Raw genomic sequence first — 23,075 nt, 5'->3', positions numbered from 1 at the left:
CGGTGATCGCGCGACTGCGCTGGCCGCTCGGTTTCCTGATCGCGGCGGTGAGCATCTACCTCTTCTACGAGTACCTGCTGTCCACATTGGATTCCGGCACGCAGGCCTGGGTGAACCAATGGTTTCCGATGATCTCCATCAACGAGGCCCTGATCTGGGCGATGTGCGCGCTGGGCCTGAACATCGTGGTCGGTTACGCGGGCCTGCTGGACCTCGGCTTCGTCGCGTTCTGGGCGATCGGCGGCTACGCGGCGGGCTGGCTCATGTCGACGTTCTTCCAGCAGAACGTGCACTTCTTCGGATCGGTGCCCGCCGGTGTGCGCGGCATCCACCTCAACTTCACCGTGGTGCTGGTCGCCGGGGCGGCGCTGTGCGCGCTGTTCGGTGTGCTCATCGGTGCGCCCACGCTGCGGCTGCGCAGCGACTACCTGGCGCTGGTGACGCTGGGGTTCGGGGAGATCATCCCGCAGGTCTTCACCAACGGCGAGAACATCGGCGGGTTCAACCTGTCCAACGGCAGCAAGGGAATCGTGCCGATCGACCCGATCAAGATCGGCGGTGAGCCGCTCGGCCCGTTCGATCTCACGCAGAAGTTCGCCATCTTCGCCGCGCTCACCGCGCTGGTGCTGTTCATCTCGCTGCGGCTGCGCACCGGACGGCTCGGCCGGGCCTGGCTCGCCATCCGCGAGGACGAGTTGGCCGCGAGCGCGATGGGGGTGCCGCTGATGCGCACCAAGCTCGCCGCCTACGCGGTGGGGGCGCTGGCCGGCGGGCTCGGCGGGGTCGCGTTCGCCACCCATGTCAACGGGGTGCTGCCGGACCGGTTCAACTTCTCCATCTCGATCACGTTGCTGGCCATGGTGGTGCTCGGCGGGATGGGCAACGTCTGGGGTGTGCTGACCGGTGCGCTGGTCCTGGCCTGGTTCAACTCGACCGGCCTGGCGCGCGGCGGCGAGGCGTTCAACGAGACGTTCGGCACGCAGATCAACTTCCCGGCGAACAACTACCTGATCTTCGGAGTGGCCCTGGTGCTGATGATGCTGTTCAAACGGGAGGGTTTCCTGCCGGAGTCGCGCACCCGGCTGCTGCTCAAGGAAGTGCGCGATGGGTGAGCGGCTGCGCGCGGAGGGGATCACGGTCGCGTTCGGCGGGCTGGTCGCCCTGGACGCGGTCAGCCTGGACGTCCCGGCCGGGGCGATCGTGAGCCTGATCGGTCCGAACGGAGCCGGCAAGACCACCCTGTTCAATGCGCTGACCGGGCTGCACCCGATCTCCACCGGGCGGATCTCGGTGGGGGAGCGCAACATCACCGGCCTGCGCCCGCACCGGATCGCCCGGTTCGGGGTGGCCCGCACGTTCCAGAACATCCGGCTGTTCGGGTTGATGACCGCCGAGGAGAACGTCAAGGTCGCGATGCACCCGTACCTGCACTGCGGTGCCGCGCGCACCGTGCTCGGCACTCCCCGGCAGCGCCGCGAGGAGCGGCACGCCCGGGAGCATGCCTTGGAGCTGCTGGAGTTCTTCGGCCTGAGCGCGGTCGCCGGCGAGTATGCGCGCAACCTCTCCTACGGCGACCAGCGCCGGCTGGAGGCGGCCCGGGCACTGGCCCTGCGCCCCTCGGTGCTGCTCCTGGACGAACCGACCGCCGGCATGAACCCGCGCGAGTCCGCCGAGTTCACCGCCATCGTCCGGCGGATCCGGGACGAGAAGGAGGTGTCCGTGCTGATCATCGAACACGACATGAGCGTGGTCATGCGGGTGTCCGAGCGGATCACCGTGCTGGACCGCGGCAGCACGATCGCCGAGGGCAGCCCGGCGGACATCCGGTCCGACCCGCACGTCATCGAGGCCTATCTCGGCCGGGCGGCGCGCCGGTGACCGCCCTGCTCGAGCTCGCCGACCTGCACGTCCGGCATGGCACCATCGCCGCGGTCAAAGGCCTTTCGCTGCATGTGAATCCGGGCGAGATCGTCACGCTGATCGGCTCCAACGGCGCCGGGAAGTCCACCACCCTGCGCACCATCTCCGGCCTGCACCGCCCGCACCGCGGCACGATCTCCTTTCAGGGCAAGCGAATCGACAACCTGCCGACACACGAGGTGGTGCGGCTGGGAATCGCCCACGCACCAGAGGGGCGGCAGGTCTTCGCGCGGATGAGCGTGCGGGAGAACCTTGAGCTGGGTGGCTTCGTCCGGGACGACGCCGAGGGCCTCGCGGCCGACCAGGAGTCCGTCCTCGAGCTGTTCCCTCGGCTGCGCGAGCGGCTCGATCAGAAGGCGGGCACCATGTCCGGCGGCGAACAGCAGATGCTCGCGGTGGCCGGCGCACTGATGGCCCGGCCGACGTTGCTGCTGCTCGACGAGCCGTCCATGGGCCTGGCGCCGGTGCTGGTCGAGCTGATCTTCGACACCATCGTCCGGATCCGCGAGCAGGGCACCACCGTGCTGCTGGTCGAGCAGAACGCCTACGCCGCACTGGCCGTCGCGGACCGCGGCTACGTGCTCGAGTCCGGCGTGCTCCGGCTCTCCGACGACGCCGCGAACCTGGCCGCCGACCCGGCGATCAGCCAGGCGTACCTGGGCGGCTGAGGTCAGGGGTGGGCGATGTCGAGGATCAGGCGGCGAATCCGGTTGGTGTCATCGAGTTGAGTGGTGACCTGGAACGGCAGTTGACCGGCGACGCCGACGGCGATCATGCACTGTCCCTCGAAGAAGCCGGCGAACCGCACCGCCCGCAGGCTCTGCCACCCGGCGAGTTGGCTCTCGGTGTAGAAGTAGTCGCCGGTCCTGGCCAGTGGGGTGCCCTGCTGCTGACCGGCATCGTCGAAGCCTTGCGGCGGGGCGCGCACGACGACCTGCAGCGCCGCCGTGCCGGGCACCGGGACCGGCTCTCCCGACCCGTCCGCGGCGACCACCGGCACGTAGCCGATGTGGTAGCCGACCTCGGTCGCGCCCGCGATGTCGAACACCACCCGGTCGTAGCACCCGTGCCGGCCCGCGCGTACCTCGAAGAGCGCGTCGGTGGTCTGCTGGCCGCCCTCCCGCAGCCCGGTGCCCCAGCCGGCCGTTTCCGCGCACCCCGGGGGTTCGCCGGGTGCCGGCGGCACGGTGCTGGGGGAGGGTAGGCCGGATCCGGTCGCCGTCCCACTTGTCGTCCCGCTTGTCGTTCCGGTCGTCGACGCCGGCCCGGCCGCCGGGTCGGGCGGCCCGCTGGTGCAGCCCACCGCGCAGGCCGCCAGCCCGACGAGTACCAGCATCACGCTTTTCCGCATCGCCACTCCCGCTCTCCCGTTGGAACGGAAGACGCGGAGGCCGCCGTCAGGTTGCCCGGCCGGGTCAGTGGACCGGCCGGACCAGTTCGGCGATGTCGTCGAAGCCGGCGATGAGACCGCCTGCGGCGAGCCCGGCCACCGCCGCGGCCAGCGCACCGGCCAGGTCCACTTCGCCGGGTACGCCGGCCGCGACCAGTCCAACCGCGGCGCCGGCGAGCAGCAGTCCATTTCGGACCAGGTGTCGCGGTCCAAGCGGGACGCTGGACGCGCCGAAACACCGGCACGGCGCCCGGTTTCCGGCACGCAGGCTGCGGGCGATCGCCACCGTGAAGATCGCCAGCAGTCCGCCGGCGATCGCGAACCCGGCGACGGCCGCCCACCGCAGCGGAACGATCAGCAGCACGACGGTGAGCGCCTCAAGAGCCAGGGTGGCCCGCGCGGCCGGCCCGACGGCGCCCGGTACCAGCACCGCCATGCGCCGCAGTGAACCCTCGAATGCCGCGAAGGCGGCCCTACTGGAAATCTTCCCGACAACGGCGACCAGGAACACCGTGCCGATCAGGAAACGAGCGGCCACGTCCAGGTAGTGCACGGCGGGAAACGCTATCAGGCCACCGTGAGCCGGGCCACGACATGGCCGATGACGTTGTCCAGCGGTATCGGTCCGAAGGCCCGCGAGTCGTAACTGCGGTCGTTGTCACCGCGTACGTAGACCCGGCCGGCGGCGATGATCGTGCCGGCGGCCGGACCGGTTCCCGGCGGCGGATCGTAGTCGTCCGGGATCGGGTCGCCTGCCACCGCGACCACCCGCTTGATCAGGTAGGAATGTGGACCGGGCCGCGCATCGGGCCGCCGGCACACGACGATGTCGCCGCGCCGGACGGCGGGTCGGATCCGGCGGCGGAGGGTGAGCACCGCTTCGCCCGGCCGGAATGTCGGCAGCATGCTTGTGCCGTCCACCCGGATCACCAGCAGCGCCACCCTGGCGATGCCGACCGCCGCCCCGGCACTTGCCAAGGCCAGCAACGCTTTTGTCGATTCGTGCACGAGTACCAGGCTAGCGTGAAGCAGTGTCTTCCTGGGACCGCTTAACGATCAAGACTTGACCGCCGTGAAATCCGGCTGACACGATTGGCCCACTGGAGGGCTCACTGGAGGGAAGGACAGTCCATGCTTCGATCTGTCGGCCGGGTTGGCAGCGCCATCTTGGAGAAGCTGCTGCCGCAGGCGCAGGCGCGGGCCTGCACCGATGGCTGGTGCGAGACCAGCTCGAAGGGCAAGCGGTGCTGCAAGCTGTGCACCGGCGGAACCAAGGTATGTACCGCGTGGACGTACGGCTGCCCGAACGGGTGTGCCAACTACTGATACTGCGTCACTCGGCACCGGGTCGGGCCGCGGGCCCGGCCCGGTGCCGCGTCTGGAGGGAGACAGATCATCGTCGCGCTGTGGATAGCACTTGTTCTCGTTGCCCTGGTGGCGTTCGGCACGTTCGGCCTGATGCTGGTGCTGGCCCGCCGGCTGCGCGCGGTCACCGAGCGGGTCAACCTGTTCCTGCCCGCCTCCGACGGCGGGCTGCCGCACCCGGGCACGCCGGTGCCCGAGTTCAGCGCGGTCTCGGTGGACGGCACGGCGGTCAGTCACACCGAGCTGGCCGTTCCGGAACGGATCTTCGCGATGCTGACCACCGACTGCGCTTCGTGTCACGACCAGGTTCCTGGGCTGCGTGACCTCGAGGCGCCGGTCCGGCCCCTTGTCGTGGTCATCGGCCCGCCGGAGAAGCGGGCCGGGATGGTCGCCGCGCTCGCCGAACGGGCGCTCCTCGTCGAGGAACCCGACCACGGCCCGATCACCACGGCGTTCGACATCCAGGAGTTTCCCGCGGTGCTGCTGGTTCGCGACGGCGTGGTCCAGCACGCTGGGCACGGGTTGGCCGGAGTGCTGGAGTCGGCGAGGACACCGGCGCGAGCGCACGGCTGAGGCGTGGTCGGCCTCGAGCGCGCGGGCCCGGCCACGGTGCTGCGCTGGGCCGTGGCGGCGGCTCGGCTGGGCGCCTCGGCGTCGCCCCGCCAACTCGGCGCGGTGCTCGCGCTGACGGTCGTCGACGGCTGCCTGCCGGTGGCCGGCGCGTGGGCCACCGGCGTGCTGCTCGACGAGCTGACCGCCGGTGCCGCCGCGTCGGTGCGCACCGTGGTGGTCTGCGCCGGGACGCTCGTGTTGGCCGGTGTGCTGGTCAAGGCGGTCGGCGCGGCCCTGATCTACCTGCGCGGAGCCATGCACCGCAACATCCGGGTCACGGTGCGAATCCGGTTGTTCCGCAGTGTCAACGGGTATCCGGGTCTGGCGCAGTTCGAGGATCCGGACACGCTGGACCGGATCCGGTTGGCCGAGCAGGCCGGCGACACCGCACCCGAGGAAGCCATCGATGCCGGGGTGCACCTGGTCGCGGCCGCGGTCACCGGCGCCGGCTTCGCCGCGACCATCCTGGTGCTCTGCCCCTGGCTGCTCGCCGTGGTGGTGGTCGTCGCGGTCCCGGCCGCATTGCTGCAACTGCGCCTGGCCAGGCTGCGCGCCACCATGATCACCGACGTCTCGGTGTTCCAGCGCCGGCAGATCTTCTTCCGGTTGCTGGCCACCGACGTGCGGGCCGCCAAGGAGGTGCGGCTGTTCGGTCTCGGTGACTTCATCACCGGCCGGATGCTGCGCGATCTCCGCTCGGCCAACGCCGCCGAGGCCAGGGTGGACCGGATCGCCGCCTGGCTGGAGTTGGTCGTCGGGCTGCTCGGCGCCGTGGTGACCCTGGTCGGCGTGTCGGCCGCCGCGTATCTCGCCATCCACGGCCGGCTCAGCGTCGGGGACGTCACGATCCTGCTCGCCGCACTGGTGGCCCTGCACGCGGCGTTCGGCGGCGCGACCGACCAGACCGCCAACGGCTACCGCGCCCTGTTGCTGTTCAGTCATTATCTCGCGATCGCCGACCGTCCCATCCCGACGGTCGGCGGTCTGGTCCCGGCGCCGCTGCGCGAGGGGATCGTGTTCGAGGACGTGTGGTTCCGCTACGGCGCCGACCTTCCGTGGGTGCTGCGCGGGGTGAGCTGCCGGCTGCCCGCCGGGTCGGCGGTGGGACTGGTCGGGCTCAACGGCGCGGGCAAGACCACCATGGTCAAGTTGCTGTGCCGGATGTACGAGCCGCAGCGGGGCCGGATCCTGTGGGACGGCGCCGATATCCGGGAGCTCGACCCGGCCGGGCTGCGCACCCGGATCAGCGCGGTGTTCCAGGACTTCATGTCCTACGACTTCACCGCGGCGGACAACATCGGCATCGGCCGGCTCGGCGATCTCGGGAACCTGGAACGGATCCGCGAGTCGGCGCGGCTGGCCGAGGCCGACGCGGCGATCTCGGCGCTGCCCCGTGGCTATGCCACGCTGCTGAGCCGGATCTTCCCCACCGACGAGGACGGCGACCGCGCCGCGTCGCTGTCCGGCGGTCAGTGGCAGCGCATCGCCATCGCCCGCGCGTTTCTCCGCGACGACGCGGACCTGCTCATCCTCGACGAGCCCAGCTCCGGTCTGGATGCCGAGGTGGAGCACGCACTGCACCAGAAGCTGGCCACCCTGCGCCGGGGCCGGCTCAGCCTGCTCATCTCCCACCGCCTCAACACCCTGCGGGACGCCGACACCATCCTGGTGCTCGACGCGGGCACGCTGGTGGAAACCGGAACCCATGACCAGCTGATGCTCGCCGGTGGCCGCTACGCTGGGCTGTTCCTGCTCCAGTCCCAGGGTTACGAACGGGACCGGGCCCCTACCCAGTAGTCACTGGCGCCGGAACACGGTGCGCAACCAGCGGCGGAACGAACCGCGCGGATCCATGCCACCGTTCCCGGCCTGTCCGGTCGGCACGGATTCGTCGGGCGCGTCCGGCCCCGGCTCGTCCGCGACGGTCGGGCGGGTGTGCTCTTCGGCGAAGTCCGGGTCAGCCTGGTCATCGGCTCGGCGCTTACCCATCCGTTTGCTCCCTTCGTGCAGACCGGTACCGACGGGAGTACCCGCCCGGCCGGCGTACGAACACCACCTGATCGGGTTCAAACCGGGGCGTTGGGCGCCGCGAACAACGCCGGTCCGGAGCCACGGTGGGGCAGCCGGAAGGCCGCGGCCGCTTCGTCGAGGTCGACCACGGCACTCAGCGCCCGTTCCAGCTCACCGACCGCCTCCGGCGGGTTGCCCTGGTCGTAGGCGGACAGCGGGGCGAAGTTGAGCGCCGTGAAGTTGTGCCACGCGATGGGCTTGTCCGCCGGTTCCGGCCGGACGACGACGGGTGCGGCCGCGACGAAGGCGTGAGTCCCGGTCGCGGGCGAGATCGTGCTGGCGACGAGTTCGGGCAGGATCCCGGGGAGCGGGCGCTCGGCCGCGACGGAAATGCGGATGACGAACGCCCGGTCGGTGTAGCGCCGCACGGCATCCGAGATCAGCGGCAGCGCCGCGGCGGCGAACGCGTCCGGCGGCCGGGGCACCGTCCACACCGCGGTGGGCGATGGACCCGGTTGGGCGAGCCGGGCGAGGTCGGCGGCCATGGCGGCAAGGCGCGACCGCAGCCCGGGGCCGATCGGATAGGGAACGAGGCCGACCGACAGCGCGGTGTGGAACGGCAGTCCCGCCAGTTCGGACCACAACGCGGTCCAGGGCTGATGCTGGTAGGTCAGCGGGGTGACCGTGGCGAGCCACGGGTGGGGCGCGTCGTCCCGGTCGGTTCGATGTGTGGTCAGCCGCTTGCGGATCTCGGCGATTCCGTTGGTATGCGGTCGGAACGGTTCGAGGATGGCGTGGGTTTCGGCTTCGTCGGTGACCGGAGTCGCGATGACGTGGCCGGGCATCGTGCCGAGCTGGGAGCGCAGGGCGACGACCTGGCGTTCGGCGGTTTCCTCATTGTGCGCTTCGGCGCGCACGATGAGGAAAGCGCCGAGCCGGGCGTCGCCGGGCCGGGTGAGGTAGCGCATCTCCATGGCGGCGCCGGCCGCGGCGAGGGGCGCCCAGCACGATCGCAGCCACGGCGAGTCGTCCGGCACGGGCCGCCGGTCGCCGTGGAAGTGCACGCCGCCGAAGATCTGACCGGCCTGCACGACGTTGTCGGCCGATCCGGAGTGTTCGTTGTGGACGGTGGTCGCCGGAACCGGCTGCGGTGCGCCGGAGTCACCGCCGGGGGACGCCGCGGCCGGCACGATCCGACTGGCGGCCCAGGCCCACCAGCTGTCGGCGCCCCGCGCGGTGACCGCGCCCGTTCTACTCACGGCTGGGTCGGCGGCCGCTGGGCGCCAGGCTGTGGCGCGCCGCCGTACGGCAGACCCTCGATCGGTGGCATACCGTTCGGAAAACCGTATGCCGTGGGCACCGTGACGTTCGAGACGGCGGTGTGCAGGGCCTCGCGGCACACCGCGTGTACCGCCTCCCGCATCGCCTTGAGCCGCTCCAGGTTGAGGATTCGGTGGATCGGATCGTCGCGGCCACCCCCGGAGCGGCCGGTGGTGTGCTGGAGCAGAACGCTTCCGGACCGGACCCGCCACATGCTCCAGCCCAGGTACAGACTCGTGCCGTAGCTGAACACCGAGACGTAGACGTAGTGATAGCCGTCGACCAGAACCAACCGGTTGCCCGTTACCGAGTAGGCGGACCGGGTTCGCTTTTCAAAATAGTTCTGGATCGGCAGGCGGCGTTCCCGCAACCGTCCCGCTATGTGGCTGTAAACGGAGTCCGCGGCAGCCGCCCGGCCCGCCAGCAATGTGCTCCACTCACTGATCGGCTCCTGTTTCTCGCTGTTGAGAAACGTGATCCAGCTGACCACGAACGCAATGATCCCGCCGACGAGTCCGGCTATCAGCAGCCCATCGTTGTCGTCGGCCCGGGACGACCGGGACGAGCCACCGAACCCGAGCCCGCCGGTGAAGACCCAGATGACCAGGAACAGCAGGAAGATGCCGACGGCCAACCGGATCGACCTGCGCCACACCGCCCGGATCAGGTCCGCGCTGACCGAGTCGTCGAGCAGCAGATCCGTCGGTGTGTGCCGGAGCGTCTTCTCGAGGTAGGTCGCGTCTCCGGCACCGTCCGCCGCAGGCGGCTCGGACACCTTGGACATTGTTCGGACTCCTCCCAATGGGTCCGCCTGCGATCGCTTGGCGGCCGAAGATAGCAGGCCCAGCTTGACAAATGGACCGCCGGGCGGGCTGTCAACTATCTGTCCAGTAAGGCGATTGGGTGGGTCGCGTACGCTTGGGCGGCATGACCGCGCCCAAGGTGTTCGTCTCGTATGCGCACGATTCCCTCGCGCACCAGAACGATGTGTTGGCGTTCGCCCATTTTCTGCGCGGCCAGGGCGTGGACGCGGTGCTCGACCTGTGGTCGGCCGACGCCCGGCACGACTGGTATGCCTGGGCGCTGCGCGAGATGACCTCCGCGGCGTATGTCATCGTCGTGGCGTCGCCGGCCTATCGGGCGGTCGGTGACGGCAGCGCGCCGGGTGATCGGCATCCCGGCATCCAGTCCGAGGCGACCCTGCTGCGCGATCTGCTGCACGGCGACCGGCCAACGTGGACGGCCAAGGTGCTTCCGGTTCTGTTGCCCGGTCACGGCATCGAGGAGATTCCGCGGTTCCTGTCGCCCTACACCGCGACCCGGTTCACGGTCACGGCGTGCACCACGACCGGTGCGGAGGACCTGCTGCGGGTGATCCATCGCAGTCCCGGTCATGTTCGGCCACCGGTACTTCCGGCCCCGGATCTCCCGCCCCGGCCGGTGCCGGCGGCCGTCGTGTGGTGCGCGGCGATGCCGGGCGACGTCGGCCAACCCCCCGGCTCCGTCGAGGTGCACCTGGTGCCGTCCGAGCCACTGCAGCCACAATCGGCGCGGGACATGCAACGGGCCCTGTCGGCCAGGTCGCCCCGGGCCGCCCGGCTGGACCCGGCCGGCTCGATGGCCTGGATCACGACGAACGGAACCGGCGTGGCGGTCCTGGATACCGGACAGCGAAGCGCCTGGTTCACCCCCGCCGGTCCGGACCGGAACCAGCTCGCGGCCACGCTGGCGGAACGTCTCGCGCTGCTCGTCGCGATCGACCTGGACCGTCCCGCGGCCTGGACACCGGCCGCCGGGTTCGGGGCGGCCCGTCACGTCCTGCCACAGCTGGCGAACGCGGACCTGCACCCGGTCGAACTCGCCGAGCGGCTCGCCGACCAACTGCTGGCCGACGAGCCCGCGACCCCGAGCCGGGTCACCAACGTGATCACCGGAAACGTCAGCGGTCGGGTGGTCCAGGCCGGCGACATCCATGGGGGAGTGCACTTCTGACCGCGCGTCGACCATCGACGCCGCTACCCGCCCGGCGGCGGCGTGCTGCTCCGATACGGTTGGTCGCAGTGCTCCCAGTCGCGGAAGTCCTGGTGTCGGCTCCACGCCCGGCGCGCCGCCTGGATGTTCCACTCGGGGTCATAGGCCTGCAACTGCGTGCCGCCCAGTTCCCGGAGCAGCTTGTCGGAGAGCTGGAAGACCCCCCAGTTGCGGGTGCCGTTGGTGTTGGTCAGCACGTGCAACGGGTCGAGGAAGGACTGGCAGCGGGCGATGCCGACGGCCCGGTCCGGCTCCTCGGGAAAGACCTCCCGGACCCGTCGCTCGACCTGTTCCGGAGACCACGTGGCCATGGAGATCCGCTGATCGTAGAGAGCCCGCTTCGTCGCCTCGTCGACCACGCCCCTCGGTTGAAGGCCGGCCAGCACCTGGAACGCGGTGACCCGGCGAAGCGTCGCCGGACCGAAGTCGCCGTCGATCTCCAGCTTGGCTCCGGCCTGTGACAGCAGAACCTGGACCTCCCGCACGCATTCGTCGTGCTGGCCCATGCTCACGACCGGCGGGCAGGCGGACGACAGCAGCATCGGCCCCGAAACCGTGCGCGACCCGTCCGTTCGGCCTGCGCTGATGACCCAGGTCGTCACGGCGCCGGCCGCCACGATGAGTGCCGCACCGACCAACGCCATCCGACGCCGGAATGTCCTGGAACGAGCCGGTTCCGCCGGAGGTACATCGGCGACCGCCTGCTCACCGGGCAGTTCGTCCGGGCTTTCGTCGGGTTCCGGCTCGCCCCGCCGAACGGCATCCGCCAGCACCCACAGTCGGTGCAGCGTGTGCAGCTCCTCCTGGGTTGCCCCGCACTCTCTGGCGAACCGCTGGATGGCACCGTAATCGGACGGAATCTTGGTACCGGCGCAATAACGATGCAGGCTCGAACTGCTCACCCCGGTTCGCTTGGCCAGTGACTGATAGCTGCGCTCCGTGCGGTTTTTGAACATCCGCAAGAACGCGGCGAGTCGCTGCGCCTCAATGGATTGCACCCTGTCCCCCTCACACCGGAGCTATCCGGTCGACCGAACATCCCACGCCTGTCCCACCAGGTCGGGTGTACCTACACCGCACGACATCTAGGCGCGTCCCACCATCCCAGAGTACCGCAAACCCTTGCCTGTCAATGCTTAGTAGTTGAAATCATCTGGGGTGTTCGGCCATGCGGCCGGCACCGGAATTCGATCTTTCAGTGAAACTGCAAGGGGGAGATCCATTATGAGAAAAGCGATGGTGGGCACGATGCTCACGGCGGTCGCCGCGACGGGCCTGGTGTTGGCCGGGCCGGCGAGCGCGGCGCCGAAGCCCGGGCCGGGTTCCGTCGGCCCGATGCACGCACCCTGTAACACCGCGGGCCCCAACCTCGAGAACCGGGTAGAGGCGGATGCTCCGGCCAGCGGCGCCGCGAACCAGCGCAGCGGGTCGTCCACCGGGTGTGGTGCGCCGGGCGCGCTGCAGCCAACCGACGACGCCCTCTACTTCTGCTGGACCTCGGGCAACGACGGCTTCACCTGGACCTACCTGCGGAACCAGCGGACCGGTGTGCGCGGCTGGGTGCGGGACGACCTGCTGGATGTCAACGTGGACGGCTTCACGCGCGGCAGCATCCGGTGGTGTGGCTTCTGACAAACCAGGGGGTAGGGATGGCGGCCGCCGACGCGCGGCCGCCATCCCTTGTCGCGATCACCTGCCGGTCAGAGGTCGATGGGGGTGGTGTACTTCCAGCGTCAGGACCGGCCGGGGACGGTTCCGCTCGACACCGTGCTCGGCGTGCTCCGTGCCTACGCCGACGCGCTCGGCGAGTCCGCGCTGACCCAGGGCCGAACCGACTTCCGCACCCACGAACACCGCGAGCCGCTCAGTCCTTGGTGACACCCCGTTCCCGGCCAGCCTGGTTGCGGAGATCGGGCGGGCGACGCGGCAGGATTGAGCGGGTTGCGGATCGGTCGCGCGGGGGAGATGGGTGGGGGCGGTTAGGTCTGGGGTATGAGGTCGATTCCGGCGCGTGGGGGGAGGTGTCGGTGCGCGTGCTCGGGCCACGATGGTGTGATGACGGCGTTGACGAAGGAAGCGGGGGGCGCGGCCCCGACGACTCGGCGCATTTCCGCGTTGGACGCGCTGCGCGGGTTCGCGTTGTGCGGGATCATTTTTATCAACATTCCGCAGACGATGGGCATGATGACCGACCTGTCCCGGGCACCGGATGGGGTCCGGCTGTTCGTGCTCGGCCGGTTCTATCCGATTTTCTACCTGCTTTTCGGGTTGGGGTTCGGGTTGTTCCTGCGCTCGGCGGCGCGGCGCACCGACCGGCCCCGGGTGCCGTTGGTGCGGCGGCTGGTCGCGCTGGGTGTGGTCGGGGCGCTGCACCACCTGCTGCAGCCGGGTGAGGTGCTGCTCCCGTTCGCGATCACCGGGCTGGTGGTGTTGCTGCCGTTGAGCTACGCGCCGGCGCGGGTGAACCTGTGGGTCGGGGCGGCGCTGACCGTGCTCGGGGTGCTGCTCGGGGTCGGCGGGTTCGGTGTCCTGCCCGGCCTGTTCGTGTTGGGGTTCGCGTTGGCGCAGAACGAGTTCGCCGAGAAACTCGACCGGCTCACCGGGGCGTTGTGGGTGTTCCTGGTCGCCTGCGCGGTGCTGGCGGTCGGCTGCTATCTGATCATCGTCGGGTTCGGGGCCGGTGAGCTGGTGGGGCGCCGGCTCGGGCTGGTGTTCTCGATGTCGATGGCCGGTGCCTATGCGGCGGCGTTCCTGCTGCTGCTGCGGGGTCCGGTGGGGCCCGCGCTGGACGCGGTGTTCGCCCCGATGGGCCGGCTGGCGTTGACCAACTACCTGACCGCAACGGTGCTGTTCGTGACGCTGGGATCGGCACTGGGCCTGCGCGGATCCGCCGAGTGGGGTACGGCGGCGCTGCTGGGCGTCGGCATTCTGGCCGTGCAGGCGGTCTGGAGCCCGGTGTGGCTGCGCCGGTTCGGCTATGGTCCGCTGGAGTGGGCATGGCGGACCGTCACCTACCGGCGGCGGATCCCGCTCCGGCGAGAGGCGAGCACGAGATGACCTGGTGGCGGCGGTCGCTGGCCCGGCTGGGCGGGCACACCCCGACCGGCCGGGACACGGTCGTCGCCGTCACACTCGCGGTGCTCGGGCTGGGCCGGATCCCGCTGGCGTTGCTGCTGAACGACGGCCGGCTCCCGTCGTCCGGCGCCGTCGTCGCCCTCGCGACCCTCGTGTCCACAGTGGACTTCGCGACGATCGCGGTGCGGCGCCGGGCACCCAGGGCCGCGCTGGCCGTCGCGGTGCTCGCCGTGCTGGCCGCCACCGCGCTGCCCGCGGCCTACCCGCTCACCGGAATCGGGACGCTGGTGTGCGCCTACACCGTGGCCACCATGCTGCCCCGGCGGCCGGCGATCAGCACGCTGGCCGCCGCAGCGGCCGGACACGCCGCGGGCGGGATCGTCTCGGTCGCGCTCGGCGGGCGGGTGGACCTGGTGGCCACGTTCTGGGCCACCGACGGCGGTCCGGTCAATCTGGTGCTCGCCTCGGTCGGCACGGTCGCCATCCCCGGGCTGATCGGGCTCTACGTGCGAACCAACCGCGCCTACGCCGCCGAGCTCGCCGCCCGGGTCACCCGGCTGGAGGCCGAACGGGAGCTGCGGGAGTCCGCCGCCGCGGCCGAGGAACGCGCCCGCATCGCGCGTGAGCTGCACGACGTCGCCGCGCACGACCTGTCGGCCATCGTGGTGCAGGCCGGCGCCGCCGACCGGTTGCTCGACCGCGATCCCGACCAGGCCCGCGAGGCGCTGCGGTCCATCCGCGCGCAGGGCCGGCACACCCTGGCCGCCATGCGGGAGCTGGTCGGCGTGCTCCGCACCCGGCCGGAGGACGAGGTGCCCGCCCCGCAACCGTCACTGTCCATGGTGGACGATCTGGTGGCAACGGCGCGGGACACCGGAATGGCGGTCACCGTGCACGCCACCGGAACCCCGGCCGCGCTGTCCCCGGCCACCGACGTGGCCGCCTACCGGCTCGTGCAGGAGGCACTCAGCAACGCCCGTCAGCACGCTCCCGGGGCGCGGGTCGACGTCCGGGTGGACTACCGGGCCGCGGACCTCACCCTGACCGTCCACAACGGACCCGCCGGCCGCCGGCCACCGGTCGCCGCCGACGGCGGGTACGGGTTGCTCGGCATGCGCGAGCGAATCCGGTACTGCGGCGGCGACCTGTGCGTCGGGCCGACCGGATCGGGCGGCTGGCGGGTCGTCGCCCGGCTGCCGCTGGCCCACCGGGAGCCGGCGTGACGATCCGGGTGGTGGTCGCCGACGACCAGGCCGTCGTGCGGGCCGGGTTCCGCACCATCCTCGAGTCCGAAGTGGACATCGAGGTGGTCGGTGAGGCGGCCGACGGCGCGGCCGCGGTGGCGGTGGCCCGCCGGCACCGGCCCGACCTGGTGCTGATGGACGTGCGGATGCCGGGTACCGACGGCATCGCCGCCACCCGGCAGCTGGCCGGAACCGCCGTGCCGGAGCCGATCCCGGTGCTCGTGGTCACCACCTTCGACCTGGACGAGTACGTGTTCGCCGCGCTGCGCGCCGGGGCGAGCGGGTTCCTGCTCAAGGACACCGAACCCGACGAGTTGGTCACCGCGGTCCGGGTGGTCGCCGCCGGCGACGGCCTGGTCGCGCCCGCCGTCACCCGCCGGCTGATCGCCGAGTTCGCCCGGGTGTCCGCCGCGCCCGAGCCGTCGTCCGGCGCCGACCCACTTGCCGAGCTCACCGAACGGGAACGGGAGATCCTGCTGCTCATCGCCCGCGGCCTGTCCAACGCCGAGATCGCCAGGACGCTGGTGGTGAGCGCCTCGACGGTCAAGACCCACGTCGGCAACCTGCTCGCCAAGCTCGGCTGCCGGGACCGCGTCCAGGCCGTCGTCCTCGCCTACGAGACCGGAGCAGTCCAACCGGGACGCTGACCTGGCACCCCGCGCTCGACCACCATTTCTACCTAGGTCCATTGCGCTCTGTGTGCCGGCCTGGTGACGATGGGTGGGCAAACCCACACCTGGGGAACATCCAGAGAGGGATCGACGTGCGTAAAACACCGTTCGCACTCGCCACCGTCCTGCTCTCCACCCTTGCCCTCGCCGCACCGGCATCGGGCACGGGCGCACCGGACCCGGTCGGCACCCAGGCCGTCCCGCCGACGCCACGGGTGGCCAGCACCGTGGCCACCGGCCTCGCCGTGCCGTGGGGTTGGCGTTCCTGCCGGACGGCTCGGCGCTGGTGTCGGAGCGCAATACCGCGCGGATCAAGCGGATCGCCGGCGGCACGGTGACCATCATCGGCACGGTGCCCGGGGTCGCGCCGGGTGGCGAGGGCGGCCTGCTCGGCATCGCGGTGGCCCCCACGTTCGCCTCCGACCGGCTGGTCTACGCCTACTTCACCGGGGCCAACGACAACCGCGTGGTGCGGATGCCGTTCAACACCACGCTGGGCACCCCGCAGGTGATCGTCTCGGGCATCCCGCGGGCGAACATCCACGACGGCGGCCGGATGGCCTTCGGCCCGGACGGCATGCTCTACATCGCCACGGGCGACGCCAACATCCGTACCAACGCGCAGAGCATGACCTCGCTCGGCGGCAAGATCCTGCGGGTCACCCCGACCGGTGCGGCCGCTCCGGGCAACCCGGTGGCCGGCAACCGGGTCTACAGCCGGGGCCACCGCAACGTCCAGGGCCTGGCCTTCGACAGCGCCGGCCGGCTGTGGGCCGGCGAGTTCGGCCAGAACACCTGGGACGAGCTCAACCAGATCCGGGCCGGCGGCAACTACGGCTGGCCGACCGTCGAGGGGCGGACCACCGACACCCGGTTCGTCAACCCGGTCGCGCAGTGGACGCCGGCCCAGGCCTCGCCGTCCGGAATCGCGTTCACCCGCAACACGGTGTGGTTGGCCGCGCTGCGCGGCCAGCGGCTCTGGGGCGTGCCGGTACTCAACGGCGGACCGGACGGCAACCCGGTCGGCTTCCTCAACGCCCAGTTCGGCCGGTTCCGCACGGTGGCCACCGCTCCCGACGGATCCCTGTGGCTGATCACCAACAACACCGACGGCCGCGGCACTCCCCGCACCGGCGACGACCGCATCCTGCGCCTGGTGTTCTGACCGCGCGGCACGGGTGACCCGGCCCGCCTGCCGGGTCACCCACGCCGGTGCGTCAACGGATGCGGTGGCAGGTTCGGGAAAGCAGCCGCAGGTCGACGGCGTCGGCCATGGCGGCCTGGGCCGGCTGGGGGGTCGACTACCTCAAGTACGACAACTGCAACAACCAGTCCGACGGCTCGCAGCAGGACTTCATCCGGCGCTACACCGCCATGCGCCGGGCCCCGGACCACACCGGCCGGCCGATCGTGTACTCGATCACCGAGTGGGGCCAGTCCCGGCCGTGGGAGTGGGCCACCGGCGTCGGGCACCTGTGGCGCACCACCGGCGACATCGGCGACAACTGGCCAAGCCTGCGCTCGATCATCGCGTTCAACGCGCCGCTGTACCCGTTCGCCGGACCGGGGCACTGGAACGACCCGGACATGATGGAGATCGGCAACGGCGGGATGACCGACATCGAGTACCGCACCCACATGAGCATGTGGGCGATGATGGCCGCCCCGCTGCTGATCGGAACCGACCTGCGCACCGCATCCCCGCAGACCCTGGCCATCCTGGGCAACCGGGAGATCATCGCCGTCGACCAGGACCCGTTGGGCCGGCAGGGAACCATCGTCTCCGACGCGGACGGACTGATGGTCCTTGACAAGCCGCTGGCCAACGGCGACCGGGCGATCGCGCTGTACAACGCCACCGACGCGCTGGCCACGGTCAGCGTCCCGGCCGGCCGGACCGGGCTGCGACCCGCCCGCGGCTACCAACTGCGGGACCTGTGGACCGGATCGGTCACGCAGGCGAAGACCACGATCTCCGCCGCCGTCCCGGCGCACGGCACCGTGGTCTACCGGGTCCGGCCGGTGCGCGACCCCGCCGCGGTGGCGCCGTCGGTCCCGGTCGGAGCCGGTCTCGGCACCCTGGTTCCCGGTCCGGCGGGCGGCACCCTGACCACCACGGTGACCAACCGGGGCGCCGGTGAGATCGACGGCGTCCGGGTCCGGGTCCAGGTTCCCGAGGGGTGGACGGTCAGCGCGTCCGGTCCCACCAAGCGGCGCGACCTGGCCACTGACGCGACCCTGCGGACCACGTGGACGGTCACGGTGCCGGAGGGCACGGCCGCCGGCCGCTACCCGATCACCGTCACGGCCGGCTACACGTGGGGCCGCCGGCACCGGACCGGCACGTCCACCAGCGAGGTGATCAGCACGGTGGTGACCGCTCCCGCCGACGGCCGAAGGCATCTGGGCTCGGTGCTCGCGGTCGGCTCCACCAACGCGCGCGGACCGGTGGAGATCGACCAGAGCAACGGCGACAGCGCCGAAAGCGACGGGGCCCTGCTCACCATCGGCGGCCGGCTCTACACCCGCGGCATCGGCACCACCGCGCCGAGCGAGATCAGCTACTACCTCGGCGGCCGGTGTACCGGCCTGACCGCCGACGTCGGTGTCGACGACGAGGCGGCAACCACCATCCCGGCCACCTTCACCGTCTTCGCCGACGACACCGCCGTCGCCGCCAGCGGTCCGGTGCTCGCGGGTACGGCCCCGCGGACCCTGACCGCGGATCTGACCGGCGCCACCTGGCTTCGGCTGGTCACCACCGGCAGCGGTCCCGGCCCGGACGGCACCACGGTCAACGACCACACCGACTGGGCCGCACCGATCCTGACCTGCGGCATCCCCGACCCCGCCGACCCGGTCCTTCCGGTCGAGCGCACCGTGTTCTCCTTCGAGACCGGCACCGAGGAGTTCACCATCGTCAACCCCGGCGACGGCGGAACCGTCGCCCATTCCACCGCCTTCCACACCGAAGGCGACCACGGCCTCGAGGTGTTCCCGCCGACCCCCGGGAACTGGTTCGGCCGCCGGTACGACCCGCCGCTCGACCTGACCGGCACCTCGACCCTGAAGTTCGACCTCAGGTCCGGCCCGACCGTCGGCACCACCGCCGAGATCGCCGTCCAGGTCGGCCCCAACTTCACCTGGTGTCAGGGCAGCCGCTGGACCTGGACCAACCCCAACTCCACCCGCACCATCGCCCAGAAGTTCACCGACCTCGGCTGCCCGGCCGGCAGCACCGTCGACCCGGGCCAACTCCGCGCCGTCTGGCTCTTCCTCAACGGTGCCCAGGCCTTCATCGACAACGTCCGGGCCGAGTGAGCTGGTCCGCCTCCAGTCCGCCTCTGGTCTGCCTCTCCGGAATTTACTGCTGTCGTTGCGTTCCAGCGGAAGGTGCGGTTGGCGGGTTGAGTGTGGCTGGGTTGCGTCACGGTGCCCCTGAGGTATCTGTTGGTTGGGCCGAGACTTCGCCCGGTGATCCACTGTGATCGGCCTAGGTCTGTTCGGACCTTCGGGTCAGGGCCCTGGCGAGGCGCGCCTTGGCCTGGGCCCGGCTCGGACCGCCGGTGGTGGCGACCAGCTCGCGACCCACGGCGATGGCCTCCTCCACATCGGACGGGTTGGCGGTCAACTCGAACCGGCGAAGCAGGCTCTCGGCGAGAGCGGACTGGAATCCCGCCCGCCGCGGATCGTCCGGCCCGGCGACCGCCACGGCATAGCGGCTGCGCCCGATCGCCTCGTCCAGATCCGCCCGCTGACCGAACCGCTCGAACCGATGCACCAGCGCCACGGCGAGGCTGTGCAGATCGTCCGGCTGATCGGCCTCCTGCCGCAACAACGAGACCGCCCGCTCCAGGTGTTCCACCGGTCCGCCCCGCTCGTACTCACGCAACAGCGCGATGCCCGCCTCGCGCGGCGAGGCGAACCCCAACAGCGCCCGCGCCTCGGGCGGCACCAACCGCGCATCGACCGAATGCAGGATCCGGTAGAGATCCATCGCGAGCCGCAGATCGTCCGCACCATCCTCCGGCGGCAGTGCCTGATACCGACACAGATGCAACGCCGCGACCCGGCCGAGGCTGCCGGCGTCCGGATCACCCGACGCCGCAAGCTCGGTCACCAGGGCCAGCGCCCGCTCATCGAGCACTCCGGACGAGTCCCCGCTGCCGTGCCGAGCGATGCGGGCGTCAAGCTCGGCGAGCAGCAGGTCCTTCATAACGCTCTATCGTCGCACGACCGGCGGGCTGAACACCCGAGTGGAGTCGCCGGCTCGTTGACGTCGCTGTGATGGTGCGATTACTGTCGGCCTACAGCCCCTATTTCGAACCGAGTTCGGCATATCGAACAGTGCGCTGTGAGGAGGACCCGGTGCCACGGTTCAGGTCGCTCGTCGCCTCGGTTGCGGTGGTCCTTTCGGCCGGCTTGGTCGTGGCGGTGCCGGCGGCGGCGTCGCCCGCGGTGCAGTACACGAACTCTCTTGTGTCGCAACGGGCCGATCCGCACGTGCTGAAGCACACCGACGGGTTCTACTATCTGACCGCGACGGCCCCGGAGTACGACCGGATCGTGCTGCGCCGGGCCGGCACGCTGCAGGGGCTGTCCGGCGCCGCGGAGTCGGTGATCTGGCGGCGGCACATCAGCGGGGAGATGGGGGCGCACATCTGGGCGCCGGAGCTGCACCGGATCGACGGGCGGTGGTACATCTACTTCGCGGCCGGGCGGACCGACGACATCTGGCGGATTCGGATGTACGTGCTGGAGAACTCCAGCGCCAACCCGCTGACCGGGACCTGGGTGGAGCGTGGGCGGATCACCACCGCGTGGGACACGTTCTCCCTGGACGCGTCCACGTTCGTGCACAACGGAATCCGCTATCTGGTGTGGGCGCAGCAGGAGCCCGGGATCAACTCCAACACCAACGTCTACATCGCCAGGATGACCAACCCGTGGACCATCACCGGGGCCCCGGTTCGGCTCACGGTGCCGACCCTGGCCTGGGAGACGCGTGGGTTCCGGGTCAACGAGGGACCGGCGGTGATCGTGCGCAACGGCCGGGTGTTCCTCACCTACTCGGCCAGCGCGACGGACGCCAACTACTGCATCGGACTGCTCACCGCGTCGGCGTCGAGCAACCTGCTGTCCGCCTCGTCCTGGACCAAGACCCAGCAGCCGGTGTTCACCAGCAACGACGCCACCGGTCAGTACGGCCCCGGGCACAACTCGTTCACGGTGTCCGAGGACGGCCTGTCCGACATCCTGGTCTACCACGACCGCAACTACCGGGACATCAACGGCGACCCGCTCAACGACCCCAACCGCCGGACCAGGGTGCAGAAGCTGTACTGGAATGCCGACGGCACACCGAACTTCGGCATCCCGGTCGCCGACGGGCCCACCCCGCAGCGGTTGCGGCTGGCCGGCAGCACCGACCGGTTCGTGCGCCACTTCAGCTTCCGGGCCCGGATCGACGCGAACGTGACCACGCTGGCCGACTCCCAGTTCCGGATCGTGTCCGGGTTGTCCGGTGCCGGAACGATTTCCCTCGAATCGGCCAACTTCCCCGGTTATTTCCTGCGGCATCGCAACTTCGAGCTGTGGCTGGACCGCAACGACGGCTCGGCGCTGTTCCGCGGCGACGCCAGCTTCCTGCGCCGGGCCGGGCTCACCGACGCGACCGGGGTGTCCTTCGAGGCGGCCACCGCGGCCGGACGCTTCATCCGGCAGTCGAACTCGCTGCTGGTCGTCCAGCCGGTCGACACCGCAGCGGCCCGGGCCGACGCCACCTTCCAACTGGAGTGAGGACCGGCGCGGCGCTGTGGTGGAATCGGCGCTGTGAACGAGACTGACCTGGTCATCTTCACCGCTCGGTTGGTGCACGCGCAGGCCGGTGTCCCGGTGGCGGCGTTCGCGGTCGCCGGGGAGCGGATCGTGGCCGCCGGAACGCCGTCCGGGTTGCGCGCGGACTTCCCGCGGGCCCGGGTCGAGGATTTCGGCGCCGCGACGATCGTGCCCGGATTCAACGACGCGCACATCCACATCGGACTGACCGCCGAGGATCTGCTGCACCTCGATCTGTCGCACGCGGCCGTCGCAACGATCGACGTGCTGCTCGACCGGGTCGGTGCGCGCGCCGCGACGGCCACACCGGGGGAGTGGGTCCGCGGCTCCCGCTACGACGACACCAAGACCGGGGTGCTGACCCGCGAGGCGCTCGATGCCGTGGCCGGCGCGGTACCCGTGCTGGTCACGCAGGTTGCGGGCCATTGGGGGGTGGCCAACAGCGCCGCGTTGCGGGCCCTCGGGTACCACGAGGACAGCGTCCCGCCACCCGGCGGCGACCTCGGCCGGGACGCCGCCGGCCGGCTCGACGGCCGGCTGATCGAACGCGCGCTGCTCGACGTCGCCTACGCCGCGACCGGGACGGCCGGCTCGCCGATCACCCCGAGCACCCAGCAGCAGCGCATGACCGGCCTGCGCCGGGCCATCGAGCAGTGGCACGCGGCCGGGCTGACCTCCATCTGTGACGCGCTGGTCGGTCCGGAGGACGTCGCGCTGCTGCACCGGGCGCGGCGCTCGGGCGATCTGACGCTGCGCACCGGGATGCTGCTCGCGGTCGACCACTACCAGAAGGCCCGCGAACTCGGCGTCGGCAGCGGGTTCGGTGACGACCTGCTCCGCCTGGTCGGCGTGAAGTCCTTCGTCGACGGGGCGATCGGCGGACGCACCTGCCTGCTGTCCGAGCCGTTCACCGGCACCGACTACCACGGTCTGCAGATCACCGACACCGATGAGCTGCGCGAGTCGATCCGGCGGGTACACGCCGACGGCAACCGGATGGGCGTGCACGCCAACGGTGACACCGCGATCCGGCTGCTGCTCGACATCTACGCCGAGATCGCCGGGACCGATCCGAAGCCGGGGCTGCGGCACCGCATCGAGCACTGCACCGTCGTCGACGACGACATCCTGCGCCGGATGCGGGCGCTCGACCTGATCGCCGTGCCGTTCGCCGGCTACGTCGCCTACCACGGCGGTGCGCTGGAGTCGTGGTACGGCCCCGAACGGGTGCGGCGGATGTTCGCCCACCGGTCGTTTCTGGACGCGGGCGTGACCGTCGCCGGATCGTCCGACTACCCGTGCGGCCCGTACCAGCCGTTGCTTGGCATGCAAAGCATGGTCACCCGGCAGGGGATCGACGACGGCGTCCGGGTCGGCGAGAACCAGCGGATCAGCGCCGCGGAGGCACTGGCGATCTACACCACGGGATCGGCCGCGGCCAGTGGCGACGAGCACCGCAAGGGCCGGCTCGCCCCCGGCTTCCTCGCCGACTTCGTCGTACTCGACCAGGATCCGCTCACCATCGACCCCGCCGGGATCGCGTCCATCGGTGTCCGGCACACCTACGTCGGCGGCCGCCGCGTCTGGAGTGCCGGGTGA

General features: G+C 70.8%; 24 protein-coding genes and 1 pseudogene. 16 read left to right on the top strand and 9 right to left on the bottom strand.

All coding sequences use genetic code 11. The annotated features are described in order from the left end of the window. The first annotated feature begins 2 nt into the window (after positions 1-2). From VFV67_RS09880 to VFV67_RS09870, 3 genes are read left to right on the top strand one after another with little or no spacing between them, the layout of a single operon-like run. Complete coding sequence (locus tag VFV67_RS09880) at positions 3-1,112, top strand: branched-chain amino acid ABC transporter permease (protein ID WP_326468961.1); 1,110 nt, start codon at positions 3-5, stop codon at positions 1,110-1,112. Next, positions 1,105-1,878: an ABC transporter ATP-binding protein gene (locus VFV67_RS09875; RefSeq protein WP_326468959.1), complete on the top strand. Its 774-nt coding sequence runs from the start codon at positions 1,105-1,107 to the stop codon at positions 1,876-1,878. Before VFV67_RS09880 ends, VFV67_RS09875 begins: the two co-directional genes overlap by 8 nt. Beyond that, positions 1,875-2,588: an ABC transporter ATP-binding protein gene (locus VFV67_RS09870; protein WP_326468958.1), complete on the top strand. Its 714-nt coding sequence runs from the start codon at positions 1,875-1,877 to the stop codon at positions 2,586-2,588. Before VFV67_RS09875 ends, VFV67_RS09870 begins: the two co-directional genes overlap by 4 nt. Positions 2,589-2,590: 2 nt before the next feature. On the opposite strand, the gene VFV67_RS09865 is transcribed toward VFV67_RS09870, so the two are convergent. The 3 genes from VFV67_RS09865 to VFV67_RS09855 form a co-directional block, all read right to left on the bottom strand. Next, positions 2,591-3,271 (bottom strand): AMIN-like domain-containing (lipo)protein, encoded by a 681-nt coding sequence (locus VFV67_RS09865; RefSeq protein ID WP_326468956.1) that lies wholly within the window; start codon positions 3,269-3,271, stop codon positions 2,591-2,593. Between the two features lie 64 nt (positions 3,272-3,335). Next, positions 3,336-3,863, bottom strand: a complete 528-nt coding sequence (locus tag VFV67_RS09860) for a MauE/DoxX family redox-associated membrane protein (protein ID WP_326468954.1) — start codon at positions 3,861-3,863, stop codon at positions 3,336-3,338. Positions 3,864-3,877: 14 nt separating this feature from the next. Further along, positions 3,878-4,318, bottom strand: a complete 441-nt coding sequence (locus VFV67_RS09855) for a S26 family signal peptidase (RefSeq protein WP_326468952.1) — start codon at positions 4,316-4,318, stop codon at positions 3,878-3,880. A 123-nt stretch (positions 4,319-4,441) separates the two neighbouring features. Between VFV67_RS09855 and VFV67_RS09850 the strand changes: the two genes are divergently transcribed. From VFV67_RS09850 to VFV67_RS09840, 3 genes are all read left to right on the top strand, one after another. Next, a complete protein-coding gene (locus VFV67_RS09850) occupies positions 4,442-4,636 on the top strand; it encodes a hypothetical protein (protein ID WP_326468950.1) in 195 nt (64 codons plus the stop codon). 108 nt (positions 4,637-4,744) lie between these two features. Beyond that, a complete protein-coding gene (locus tag VFV67_RS09845; protein WP_326468949.1) occupies positions 4,745-5,248 on the top strand; it encodes a hypothetical protein in 504 nt (167 codons plus the stop codon). A 3-nt stretch (positions 5,249-5,251) separates the two neighbouring features. After that, complete coding sequence (locus VFV67_RS09840) at positions 5,252-7,084, top strand: ABC transporter ATP-binding protein (protein ID WP_326468948.1); 1,833 nt, start codon at positions 5,252-5,254, stop codon at positions 7,082-7,084. Here VFV67_RS09840 and VFV67_RS09835 read toward each other — a convergent pair whose 3' ends face one another. The 3 genes from VFV67_RS09835 to VFV67_RS09825 form a co-directional block, all read right to left on the bottom strand. After that, positions 7,085-7,276 (bottom strand): hypothetical protein, encoded by a 192-nt coding sequence (locus tag VFV67_RS09835; RefSeq protein ID WP_326468946.1) that lies wholly within the window; start codon positions 7,274-7,276, stop codon positions 7,085-7,087. A gap of 77 nt (positions 7,277-7,353) precedes the next feature. Continuing rightward, positions 7,354-8,556 (bottom strand): hypothetical protein, encoded by a 1,203-nt coding sequence (locus tag VFV67_RS09830; RefSeq protein ID WP_326468944.1) that lies wholly within the window; start codon positions 8,554-8,556, stop codon positions 7,354-7,356. Continuing rightward, on the bottom strand, positions 8,553-9,401 hold the full coding sequence (locus VFV67_RS09825) for a hypothetical protein (protein ID WP_326468943.1): 849 nt from the start codon (positions 9,399-9,401) through the stop codon (positions 8,553-8,555). The genes VFV67_RS09830 and VFV67_RS09825 overlap by 4 nt, the downstream gene beginning before the upstream one ends. Before the next feature lie 143 nt (positions 9,402-9,544). On the opposite strand from VFV67_RS09825, the gene VFV67_RS09820 reads away from it, so the two are divergent. Next, the gene (locus VFV67_RS09820; protein WP_326468941.1) at positions 9,545-10,609 is read left to right on the top strand and encodes an SEFIR domain-containing protein; all 1,065 of its coding nucleotides are present in this window, start codon (positions 9,545-9,547) and stop codon (positions 10,607-10,609) included. Between the two features lie 23 nt (positions 10,610-10,632). On the opposite strand, the gene VFV67_RS09815 is transcribed toward VFV67_RS09820, so the two are convergent. Continuing rightward, on the bottom strand, positions 10,633-11,190 hold the full coding sequence (locus VFV67_RS09815) for a peptidoglycan-binding domain-containing protein (protein WP_326469000.1): 558 nt from the start codon (positions 11,188-11,190) through the stop codon (positions 10,633-10,635). Positions 11,191-11,448: 258 nt separating this feature from the next. Beyond that, a pseudogene (locus VFV67_RS09810) lies at positions 11,449-11,646 on the bottom strand (helix-turn-helix domain-containing protein); the annotation flags it as partial. 226 nt (positions 11,647-11,872) lie between these two features. Here VFV67_RS09810 and VFV67_RS09805 point away from each other — a divergent pair. From VFV67_RS09805 to VFV67_RS09775, 7 genes are all read left to right on the top strand, one after another. Next, the gene (locus VFV67_RS09805) at positions 11,873-12,280 is read left to right on the top strand and encodes an SH3 domain-containing protein (RefSeq protein WP_326468940.1); all 408 of its coding nucleotides are present in this window, start codon (positions 11,873-11,875) and stop codon (positions 12,278-12,280) included. A 78-nt stretch (positions 12,281-12,358) separates the two neighbouring features. Beyond that, complete coding sequence (locus VFV67_RS09800) at positions 12,359-12,526, top strand: hypothetical protein (RefSeq protein WP_326468939.1); 168 nt, start codon at positions 12,359-12,361, stop codon at positions 12,524-12,526. Between the two features lie 177 nt (positions 12,527-12,703). Next, positions 12,704-13,705: a DUF418 domain-containing protein gene (locus tag VFV67_RS09795; protein ID WP_326468938.1), complete on the top strand. Its 1,002-nt coding sequence runs from the start codon at positions 12,704-12,706 to the stop codon at positions 13,703-13,705. Next, complete coding sequence (locus VFV67_RS09790) at positions 13,645-14,946, top strand: sensor histidine kinase (protein ID WP_326468937.1); 1,302 nt, start codon at positions 13,645-13,647, stop codon at positions 14,944-14,946. The genes VFV67_RS09795 and VFV67_RS09790 overlap by 61 nt, the downstream gene beginning before the upstream one ends. After that, positions 14,943-15,614, top strand: coding sequence for a response regulator transcription factor (locus VFV67_RS09785; RefSeq protein WP_326468936.1), 672 nt, complete (start codon positions 14,943-14,945; stop codon positions 15,612-15,614). Before VFV67_RS09790 ends, VFV67_RS09785 begins: the two co-directional genes overlap by 4 nt. Positions 15,615-15,888: 274 nt before the next feature. After that, positions 15,889-16,803 carry a PQQ-dependent sugar dehydrogenase gene (locus tag VFV67_RS09780; protein WP_326468935.1) on the top strand — a complete coding sequence of 305 codons (915 nt, stop codon included), beginning with the start codon at positions 15,889-15,891 and terminating at the stop codon, positions 16,801-16,803. Positions 16,804-16,862: 59 nt separating this feature from the next. Next, positions 16,863-18,959, top strand: a complete 2,097-nt coding sequence (locus VFV67_RS09775; protein WP_326468933.1) for an NPCBM/NEW2 domain-containing protein — start codon at positions 16,863-16,865, stop codon at positions 18,957-18,959. A gap of 172 nt (positions 18,960-19,131) precedes the next feature. Here VFV67_RS09775 and VFV67_RS09770 read toward each other — a convergent pair whose 3' ends face one another. Next, positions 19,132-19,854 (bottom strand): hypothetical protein, encoded by a 723-nt coding sequence (locus VFV67_RS09770; protein WP_326468931.1) that lies wholly within the window; start codon positions 19,852-19,854, stop codon positions 19,132-19,134. Positions 19,855-20,006: 152 nt separating this feature from the next. Here VFV67_RS09770 and VFV67_RS09765 point away from each other — a divergent pair, with 152 nt between their 5' ends. After that, positions 20,007-21,437, top strand: coding sequence for a family 43 glycosylhydrolase (locus VFV67_RS09765; protein ID WP_326468929.1), 1,431 nt, complete (start codon positions 20,007-20,009; stop codon positions 21,435-21,437). A 33-nt stretch (positions 21,438-21,470) separates the two neighbouring features. Beyond that, on the top strand, positions 21,471-23,075 hold the full coding sequence (locus VFV67_RS09760) for an amidohydrolase (RefSeq protein WP_326468927.1): 1,605 nt from the start codon (positions 21,471-21,473) through the stop codon (positions 23,073-23,075).

The organism is Actinophytocola sp. (genome assembly GCF_035762905.1).
Lineage (GTDB): Bacteria > Actinomycetota > Actinomycetes > Mycobacteriales > Pseudonocardiaceae > DASYTH01.
The sequence above is the reverse complement of the archived record's forward strand: the minus strand, read 5'-3'. Positions and strand labels throughout refer to the sequence as shown.

Bases quoted from the DNA above. Each gene is read 5' to 3' on its own strand.
- VFV67_RS09875 (WP_326468959.1), top strand. From the start codon at position 1,105: ATGGGTGAGCGGCTGCGCGCGGAGGGGATCACGGTCGCGTTCGGCGGG.
- VFV67_RS09865 (WP_326468956.1), bottom strand. From the start codon at position 3,271: ATGCGGAAAAGCGTGATGCTGGTACTCGTCGGGCTGGCGGCCTGCGCG.
- VFV67_RS09850 (WP_326468950.1), top strand. From the start codon at position 4,442: ATGCTTCGATCTGTCGGCCGGGTTGGCAGCGCCATCTTGGAGAAGCTG.
- VFV67_RS09835 (WP_326468946.1), bottom strand. From the start codon at position 7,276: ATGGGTAAGCGCCGAGCCGATGACCAGGCTGACCCGGACTTCGCCGAA.
- VFV67_RS09825 (WP_326468943.1), bottom strand. From the start codon at position 9,401: ATGTCCAAGGTGTCCGAGCCGCCTGCGGCGGACGGTGCCGGAGACGCG.
- VFV67_RS09820 (WP_326468941.1), top strand. From the start codon at position 9,545: ATGACCGCGCCCAAGGTGTTCGTCTCGTATGCGCACGATTCCCTCGCG.
- VFV67_RS09815 (WP_326469000.1), bottom strand. From the start codon at position 11,190: ATGCTGCTGTCGTCCGCCTGCCCGCCGGTCGTGAGCATGGGCCAGCAC.
- VFV67_RS09805 (WP_326468940.1), top strand. From the start codon at position 11,873: ATGAGAAAAGCGATGGTGGGCACGATGCTCACGGCGGTCGCCGCGACG.
- VFV67_RS09800 (WP_326468939.1), top strand. From the start codon at position 12,359: ATGGGGGTGGTGTACTTCCAGCGTCAGGACCGGCCGGGGACGGTTCCG.
- VFV67_RS09795 (WP_326468938.1), top strand. From the start codon at position 12,704: ATGACGGCGTTGACGAAGGAAGCGGGGGGCGCGGCCCCGACGACTCGG.
- VFV67_RS09790 (WP_326468937.1), top strand. From the start codon at position 13,645: ATGGCGGACCGTCACCTACCGGCGGCGGATCCCGCTCCGGCGAGAGGC.
- VFV67_RS09775 (WP_326468933.1), top strand. From the start codon at position 16,863: ATGCGGTGGCAGGTTCGGGAAAGCAGCCGCAGGTCGACGGCGTCGGCC.
- VFV67_RS09770 (WP_326468931.1), bottom strand. From the start codon at position 19,854: ATGAAGGACCTGCTGCTCGCCGAGCTTGACGCCCGCATCGCTCGGCAC.